The organism is Methylophaga lonarensis MPL, assembly GCF_000349205.1.
GTDB classification, from domain to species: Bacteria; Pseudomonadota; Gammaproteobacteria; order Nitrosococcales; family Methylophagaceae; genus Methylophaga; species Methylophaga lonarensis.
The window spans coordinates 1-5598 of record NZ_APHR01000081.1; the positions used below are offsets into that span (position 1 = coordinate 1).

The following is a 5598-nucleotide window of genomic DNA, read 5'->3' on the forward strand; positions in this document are numbered from 1 at the left end:
ACTTGAGGTAGGCTTGTCCGTAAGCGTCCTGTTGTTGCCAACCGGTCATCTGTTCGGCTTTACTGTTCATTGAATCACCTTGCCTTCCTTATCAGTCACTATGACGGCATCGCCAATGGAGTCCAGCGTGATGCTTAATCGCTGCTCCTTCTCGCGAATCTGCAGGATTTGCTGCTCCAGTTGTGCGCCGGTTTCAACCAGTGTTTCAGCCAACTGCTGTTGAGCGGTGTCTCCGGTCAGAGGGTTGCTGAGTTTCAACTGTCCCTGCTTAAGCTGATGTGCCATCGACTCCAGGACCCTGAGAGGATCGATCACCAGCTTACGCATGACACTGTAGGTCATTAGTAGTAGTAACAAAGCCACGGCCAGCATGGGCAAAGTTCTCATCATGGTTTGATGTCTGGCTGTTTGCAAACGACCAGAGATATCGTCTTGCAAAATAAGCTGCCAACGGCCATGACCACTATCCAAAGTGTCGATGCCATAGGTAATTACTGGAATGGATACCAGAATGGCAGAATCCTGCCGATGATCTCTGGCACGAAAATCATCCGTTTTTTCTGTCAAAAAAAGACTTGCGGTGTCGGGCAGTGCGTCAAGGGCAGACAAGTTGTGCCAGTGTTCCTGGGATGAATAGATCACCTGATAATGTTCATCGACCAGCGCACTGAATTCGGCACTATCTCTCAGAACAAATTGCCGCATCGCACTGCGAATCTGCTCCCGGGCATTGTTTGCTCTTGCATACTCGATGGTATGGGCCAGCTGTAAACCGGAGTCATGCAGATTCTGCGATGCCTGATTAAAAATTTCGCTGCGATTTTGTAGATACTCAATTGTCGACAATAAAGTAGCCAGCGCTAAAAATGTCAGTGCAAATACGGCGGGCAGGAAAAAAGTCAAATTGTAGGTTTTCATCACCGGCTGGTTTCATGCAAGGTGTTATCCGCGAGTGCATCCAGCATCGGAATTTCGTTCAGCAAGCCAAACTCGAACATGGCTTCACGGGTTGATGCAGCCAGCCCGTTCAGGTCATGTTCAATAATTCTGGCATTGTGATCGAAGTCTGGGATTATCAGTCCCTGATAGATCCCGGTCAGGGCTGTCTCTGTCTGTCCGAGTCTTTGTTTCAAAATAGGTAAGGCTTTTTCGGGGTGCTGCTTCAATAGTTCCACCGCTTGCCAGTGACCGGCCAGAAGTTGTTGAAACTGTTGCTGATGTTGCTCGATGATGCTTTCTCTGCTGACAAGCACATCAATAATTGGGTTTTGAAGTTTTGAGCTGTCAAAAATGACATGATAACCCTCGCTCACCAGTGCTGAGGCATAGGGTTCAAAACTGATAACCGCATCAACTTCAGCCTGACGCATGATGCCAATGTGCTGATCAACCGTGGAGGGAATCAATGTAAGCTGGTCACGTGTCAGATCGGCTGCGTGTAGAACTTCCATCAACATCATTGCGCCAACAGCGCCTGATCTCCAGCGCCATTCGCTTGCCTTCCAGTTGCTCCAGCCCGTCGAATCAGATACCTGGAGATGACTTTGTCGGCACCGTTAGAGATATTGGTGATTAGGAATATTCGAAGGTCAGCTTCTGTTTGCGCCAGGCGAATGACTTCATCCAGCGTCAGTGCAGCCACATCAAGCTGCCCCTGACGAAAGGCACGCATAACTTCGGTGGCGGATGACAATTGAATAAGACGAACAGTCGAGGAGTCAGTGTAGTTTTCGTGTTTGGCAAGGTACAACAATTCATAGCCTGGCCAGAGGATCATGCCAAGTAGAAGCGGTTTTTCTGATGGAGAGTTACAGCCGCCGCCGGAGATCAATATCACCAAACTTAGCAGGATTTTCCAGACTCTGAACATTCAGGCTCCACGAACATAGAGGCAGCTTTTCATTGTGAACAATATCACAAAATAAAAAGCTCACAAGGACATCCGATGAACCATGTGGGAACTTGCTTTGTCACACACGATAAATATTGTCAAAACAATAACCTGGCGTTAAGCTGAGGATCTGTCCAACCCAAAGGAGGCGTTTATGGAAATTCCCGGAATCGCTCCATTCAGCAACCAACCAACATTGACTAACCCGCTACCGGCCGCAGAGCAACAACGTGGACAACAAACACCGGAGCTTCAGGAAAGCGAAACTCAGAACACGGTGAGTGTTAGTGAGCAAGCGCCCACCTCTATGGCTGACGACATGGTCGTTAATCAGGCAAACGAGGCAGAAGAAGCCGGCTTTAACCCGGATAATCCGGGTGGTACGATTGATATCACTGCTTAATACAAGGATTCAAAAATGGCCGCGCCTGTGATGCCGCAGAACCCTCTCTATCAGTTACTGCGTGATGGAAAAATTGAAGACTTCAATCATCGAGTCGCCAGTGGTCAGCCGGTCGATCTGAGTGGTTGTGATTTTCGTCACCTTAATCTGCAAGGCCTTATTGCTGATGGACTGGATTTTTCCAACAGTTATTTCCGGCAGGCCGATTTGAGGGGGATTGACTTCAGTCGCTGCCTGAGTCTGAACGGTGCAAGTATTCATGGTGCCAAGATATCTGGTGTGTATTTTCCATCGGCATTGACCGCTGCTGAAATCCAGTTGTCACTGCAGCATGGTACCCGGATGCGTTATCAGTCCTGAGTTTGCTGCGCGATGGGTTTGGCCGGAAACCAGCGAGAACAGAGCAGGCCAAGCTCAAACAATAACCACACAGGTAGTGCCAGCAGCGTTTGTGAAATGACATCTGGCGGTGTCAACAGCATGCCAAAGACAAAAGCGCCGACGATAATATAAGGCCTTTTCTCGCTGAGGCTTTGCCGTGTCGAAATTCCAGTTCTTATGAGCAGCATGGTCAGTATCGGCACTTCAAATGCCAGGCCAAATGCAAAAAACATCTTTAGCACAAAGTCCAGATAACTACTGATATCCGTCATCACGGCCACGCCCTCCGGTGCGGCTTGTGTCAGAAAACCGAAGATCAACGGAAACACCACGAAATAGGCAAAGGCGATGCCCAGGATGAACAATATAGTGCTGGCAAACATCAATGGAAATACGATACGTTTTTCATGCTGATACAGCCCTGGCGCAACAAATGCCCAGACTTGATACAACACCAGCGGTACGGCCAGCAACATCGCGGTGGCCAGGGTGAGTTTGAACGGTGCCAGAAATGGTGATGCCACTTCGGTGGCAATCATGGAGCTGCTTTCAGGCAAATGACGTAGCAATGGCTCTGATAGCCACAAATACAAGTCATTGGAGAAAGGTAGCAGCGCGACGGCCAAAATCAGTATTGCCAGCACCGCCCTCAGAACACGGTCACGTAACTCGACAAGATGGCTAATCAGCGGCTGCTGTTCGTCATTTGACATTGTTGTCCTGATCGCTGGTTTTGTTTGAGGTTGGTGTTGATGCGCGATCAGGTTTGGTCGCTTCATCAATATTGATGATTTCGTTCATGTCAGGTAAGTCGTCGGGTTTACGCAGCGCTTGTTTGAGTTCTTCTGCTCGCAGTTCTTTTGAGATCTCACTTTTGATGCCCTGCAGCGTAGCATTGGCACGGCCGAGCCACAGGCCGGTGACACGCGCCAGTCTAGGTAGTCGCTCAGGCCCGACAACGATCAGTGCGACCACGCTTATCAGCAGAATTTCCCAGAAGCCAATGTCAAACACGATACCTAACCGGCATTCTTGTCTTTATCGGCGGTCCGTTGCTGTTGTTGGCTGTCTGTCGAATCTTTCTGGTGTTCAATTGGTTTGTCGGGCTCTTCCGTATTATTTTCTTGCTCACCTTCACGCAGAGAGGATTTGAAGTTACGGATGGCGCTGCCAAGATCACCGCCCAAAGAGCGCAGTTTTTTGGTTCCGAACAGCAAGACAACAATGACCAGTATGATCAGTAGCTGCCAGACACTAATACCACCAAATCCCATGTCACGCTCCTAGTGAAAGCCGGGCAGATTTGAGCCACCCAGTAGATGAATGTGCAAATGTCCGACTTCCTGACCACCGCCCGGGCCGGTATTGATAATGGTTCTGAAACCATTATCCAACCCCTGGGATTTTGCCAGCTCTGGCAAAATCAGCATCATGTGAGTAATCAGCTCAGCGTGACTGCTATCAAGGTGGTCGAGCCGTTCAATATGTAGTTTGGGGATCACCAGCACATGTACCTCGGCCTTGGGCTGGATATCCTTGAAAGCAAACACCCATTCATCTTCATAGACTTTGCTGCATGGGATGCTGCCGTCGATAATCCTGCAAAAGATACAGTCGGTCATTTTGTGTCCCTGCTGGCTTTTTCATCAAGGCCTGAAAGGCCAAAACGTCGATCCAGCTCTTCGATAACGGCGTTGACGGAAATATCATTATGCGCCAGCAATACCATCGTGTGAAACCACAGATCGGCCGTTTCATAGATGATTTGCGCCTTGTCACCGTCTTTTGCAGCGATAATCGTCTCTGCGGCCTCTTCGCCAACTTTTTTGAGAATCTTGTCTGTTCCGGCCTGGTAGAGACTGGCCACATAGGAGCTGTCTGCATCGGCGTTTTTACGCGCCTCGAGCACTTCAGACAGTTTTTGCAGGATATCGCTCATGAATATATCTCATCCGGATCTTTGAGTACCGGTTCAGTTGTTTGCCACTGCCCATCCTGTAATTCTTGAAAAAAGCAGTGATGTCGACCGGTATGGCAGGCGATTCCGCCTTTTTGTTCCACCAGTAACAAAATGGCATCCTGATCACAGTCGATACGAATGGATTTGATGATCTGCTGATGTCCGACTGTCCGCCCTTGTGCCACAGTTGCTGTCTGGATCGTGACCAGTAAACGGCGTGACCGGTTTCGGCAGTCAGCTTCAACGATTCACGGTTCATCCAGGCAAGTGTGAGTACTTGCTTACTGGAATGCTCCTGTGTAATCACAGGGCACAATCCATCATTGTTCCAGTTCACCTGGTCCAGCCAGTCACTCACAGTCGAACCTCAACACCTTGTTCTGCCATTTGTTGTTTGGCCTCTTCAACAGTGTGTTCGCCAAAATGAAAAATACTCGCGGCGAGCACGGCATCAGCATGACCCAGTTTGATGCCGTCAGTTAAATCCTGCAACTTGCCGACGCCACCGGAAGCAATGACCGGTACTGATACAGCATCACTTACCGCTCGGGTCAGCTCAAGATCAAATCCGGATTTGGTGCCGTCACGGTCCATGCTGGTCAGCAGGATTTCACCCGCGCCAAGTTCAACCATCTTTTGGGCCCACTGCACAGCATCAATCCCGGTGGCTTGACGTCCACCATGAGTAAAAATCTCCCAGCGATTGGCTTCACCCGCTTGTGAGACTTTCTTGGCATCAATTGCGACAACAATGCATTGTGAACCAAACTTCTCTGCTGCTTCTCTGACAAAATCAGGGTTTTTGACTGCGGCAGAATTGATGCCCACTTTGTCGGCCCCCGCATTGAGCATCCGGCGAATATCGGCAACTGTTCGGATGCCGCCGCCGACGGTCAGCGGGATAAAAACCTGACTGGCGACCGCGCGAACAACCTCTTCCATGGTTTCGCGCTCATGGTCTGA

11 protein-coding genes and 1 pseudogene are annotated in these 5598 nt (G+C 49.6%); 2 read left to right on the forward strand and 10 right to left on the reverse strand.

The features are described 5' to 3' along the window. Positions 1-66 precede the first annotated feature (66 nt). The 3 genes from MPL1_RS12580 to MPL1_RS13330 are packed head-to-tail and all read right to left on the reverse strand — an operon-like array spanning position 67 to position 1870. The gene (locus MPL1_RS12580) at positions 67-918 is read right to left on the reverse strand and encodes a hypothetical protein (protein WP_009727517.1); all 852 of its coding nucleotides are present in this window, start codon (positions 916-918) and stop codon (positions 67-69) included. Continuing rightward, positions 918-1451, reverse strand: coding sequence for an ABC transporter substrate-binding protein (locus MPL1_RS13325; RefSeq protein ID WP_161604024.1), 534 nt, complete (start codon positions 1449-1451; stop codon positions 918-920). Before MPL1_RS13325 ends, MPL1_RS12580 begins: the two co-directional genes overlap by 1 nt. A 5-nt stretch (positions 1452-1456) precedes the next feature. Next, entirely contained in the window at positions 1457-1870 is a 414-nt protein-coding gene (locus tag MPL1_RS13330; protein ID WP_051057090.1) for a type 2 periplasmic-binding domain-containing protein, read from the reverse strand. 175 nt (positions 1871-2045) lie between these two features. On the opposite strand from MPL1_RS13330, the gene MPL1_RS12590 reads away from it, so the two are divergent. After that, positions 2046-2294 (forward strand): hypothetical protein, encoded by a 249-nt coding sequence (locus tag MPL1_RS12590; protein ID WP_009727518.1) that lies wholly within the window; start codon positions 2046-2048, stop codon positions 2292-2294. Positions 2295-2309: 15 nt separating this feature from the next. Next, the gene (locus MPL1_RS12595; RefSeq protein WP_009727519.1) at positions 2310-2654 is read left to right on the forward strand and encodes a pentapeptide repeat-containing protein; all 345 of its coding nucleotides are present in this window, start codon (positions 2310-2312) and stop codon (positions 2652-2654) included. On the opposite strand, the gene tatC is transcribed toward MPL1_RS12595, so the two are convergent. From tatC to hisF, 7 genes and pseudogenes are all read right to left on the reverse strand, one after another. Beyond that, on the reverse strand, positions 2645-3388 hold the full coding sequence (gene tatC / locus MPL1_RS12600; protein ID WP_009727520.1) for a twin-arginine translocase subunit TatC: 744 nt from the start codon (positions 3386-3388) through the stop codon (positions 2645-2647). The two genes, MPL1_RS12595 and tatC, sit on opposite strands and share 10 nt — an antisense overlap. Further along, on the reverse strand, positions 3378-3689 hold the full coding sequence (gene tatB / locus MPL1_RS12605) for a Sec-independent protein translocase protein TatB (protein ID WP_009727521.1): 312 nt from the start codon (positions 3687-3689) through the stop codon (positions 3378-3380). The genes tatC and tatB overlap by 11 nt, the downstream gene beginning before the upstream one ends. Before the next feature lie 5 nt (positions 3690-3694). Then, on the reverse strand, positions 3695-3949 hold the full coding sequence (gene tatA, locus MPL1_RS12610; protein ID WP_009727522.1) for a twin-arginine translocase TatA/TatE family subunit: 255 nt from the start codon (positions 3947-3949) through the stop codon (positions 3695-3697). Between the two features lie 9 nt (positions 3950-3958). After that, a complete protein-coding gene (locus tag MPL1_RS12615; protein ID WP_009727523.1) occupies positions 3959-4297 on the reverse strand; it encodes a histidine triad nucleotide-binding protein in 339 nt (112 codons plus the stop codon). Next, positions 4294-4614 carry a phosphoribosyl-ATP diphosphatase gene (locus tag MPL1_RS12620; protein WP_009727524.1) on the reverse strand — a complete coding sequence of 107 codons (321 nt, stop codon included), beginning with the start codon at positions 4612-4614 and terminating at the stop codon, positions 4294-4296. Before MPL1_RS12620 ends, MPL1_RS12615 begins: the two co-directional genes overlap by 4 nt. Continuing rightward, positions 4611-4894, reverse strand: a pseudogene (locus MPL1_RS12625) (phosphoribosyl-AMP cyclohydrolase). Before MPL1_RS12625 ends, MPL1_RS12620 begins: the two are co-directional and overlap by 4 nt. Positions 4895-4989: 95 nt before the next feature. Further along, positions 4990-5598, reverse strand: a 609-nt coding sequence (hisF, locus tag MPL1_RS12630) for an imidazole glycerol phosphate synthase subunit HisF (protein ID WP_009727526.1), incomplete at its 5' end; no start/stop codon positions are given.